This is a genomic window from Methylobacterium tarhaniae (genome assembly GCF_001043955.1).
In the GTDB taxonomy this organism is placed as follows: Bacteria; Pseudomonadota; Alphaproteobacteria; order Rhizobiales; family Beijerinckiaceae; genus Methylobacterium; species Methylobacterium tarhaniae.
Genome location: NZ_LABZ01000291.1, coordinates 1 through 1,397, shown reverse-complemented (window position 1 = coordinate 1,397; position 1,397 = coordinate 1). Strand labels below are relative to the sequence as shown.

The window sequence follows — 1,397 nt, the reverse complement described above, 5'->3', positions numbered from 1 at the left end:
GAGCCCAAGGGGGCGGCGAGCGCCGCGGTCATCTCGGCTTCGGTGATCGCGCCCTCCTCCTTCATGCGGGTGAGGACGTAGGCGCGCCGCTCCCGCGCCCGCTCGGGGTAGCGGTCGGGGTTGTAGAAGTTCGGGCCCTTCGGCATCCCGCCGAGCAGACCCGCCTCGGCGATCGTCAGATCCTTGACCGACTTGCCGAAATAGCTGCGCGCCGCCATCTCGACGCCGTAGGCGCCGCGGCCGAGATAGATGCCGTTGAGATAGAGGCCGAGGATCTCGGGCTTCGTCATCACCCGCTCGGCCCGGGCCGCGACGATCATCTCCCGGATCTTGCGCTCGTAGGTGACGTCGTCGCCGACCGAGAGGTTCTTCACCACCTGCTGGGTGATGGTGGAGCCGCCCTGCGGCCGTCCCGGCGAGGCGAGGTTGCCGATGAAGGCGCGGATCACCCCGCGCTCGTCGATGCCGTGATGGGCGAGGAAGCGCTTGTCCTCCGCCGCGATGAAGGCCTTCTGCACCAGCGGCGGGATCTCGCCGATCGGCACCGCGACGCGCCGGCCGTTCGGCTCGAAGGTCTCGGAGAAGCGGTTGCCGCGCCCGTCGAGGATCGTGGTCGCGCCGGGCAGGCGCAGGGTCTTGAGGGCGCCCGCGTCCGGCAGGTCGGCCACCGCCTTGTTGTAGAACGCGATCACGGCGCCCGCCTCGAAGGGCGAGTTCGCCGGGTTCTCGCCCTTGCAGAACTGCTTGTAGCTCGTGTTGAGCTCACCGATGTCGAGGCCGTGCAGGAGCTTCGATTCGCCGGCGACCGCCTTCGGATCCTCCATCGCGGTGGAGATCAGCTCGTCGAGGTTGATGTCCTCGATGTCGAAGGCCTTGCGCATATGGGCGCAGCCGTCGCGCAAGAGCTGCACCACCGCCGGCCCGTCCTTGGCCGGATCGAACTGCGTCCGGATCGCGTCCGGGCGGGTGGTGACCTGGCTCAGCGTCAGGGCGGTGGCGAACAGCTTGATGAGGATCGCGTTCATCGATGACCAGAGGGCCGGGAGGCGCCAGTCGGAGAAAGCGCCCGGCGGCCTGAACCGAGCCTGGACAACGCGGCTGATTTAAGGACGGGGCGGGGCCGCGGTTGACGCTGCGGCGCTCTCCACCGCCTCGCCGCGCAGGCGGCGCAGCGCGAAGGCCACGAAGACCCCGACGAGGCAGAGCGCCAGGCCGAACCACGTGAAGGCGTATTGCAGGTGGTTGTTCGGCAGGTCGACCCGGAGCTGCCCGCCCTTCGGCCAGCCGCCGGGATTGGACGTCGCGTCGGCCTCGATCAGGTAGGGGGCGACGCCCGCGAGACCTTTGGCGGCGGCGATGCCGGGAACGTCGCGGTTGAACCACTCGCCGGTCTGCGG

Annotated in this window: 2 protein-coding genes; both read right to left on the bottom strand. The window is 69.5% G+C overall.

Features of this window, described 5'->3' with window-relative positions; genetic code table 11:
• The coding region (locus VQ03_RS28920) for a transglycosylase domain-containing protein (protein ID WP_048454381.1) at positions 1–1,025 on the bottom strand (1,025 nt) is incomplete at its 3' end.
• A 78-nt stretch (positions 1,026–1,103) separates the two neighbouring features.
• The coding region (locus VQ03_RS28915) for an SURF1 family cytochrome oxidase biogenesis protein (protein WP_048454380.1) at positions 1,104–1,397 on the bottom strand (294 nt) is incomplete at its 5' end.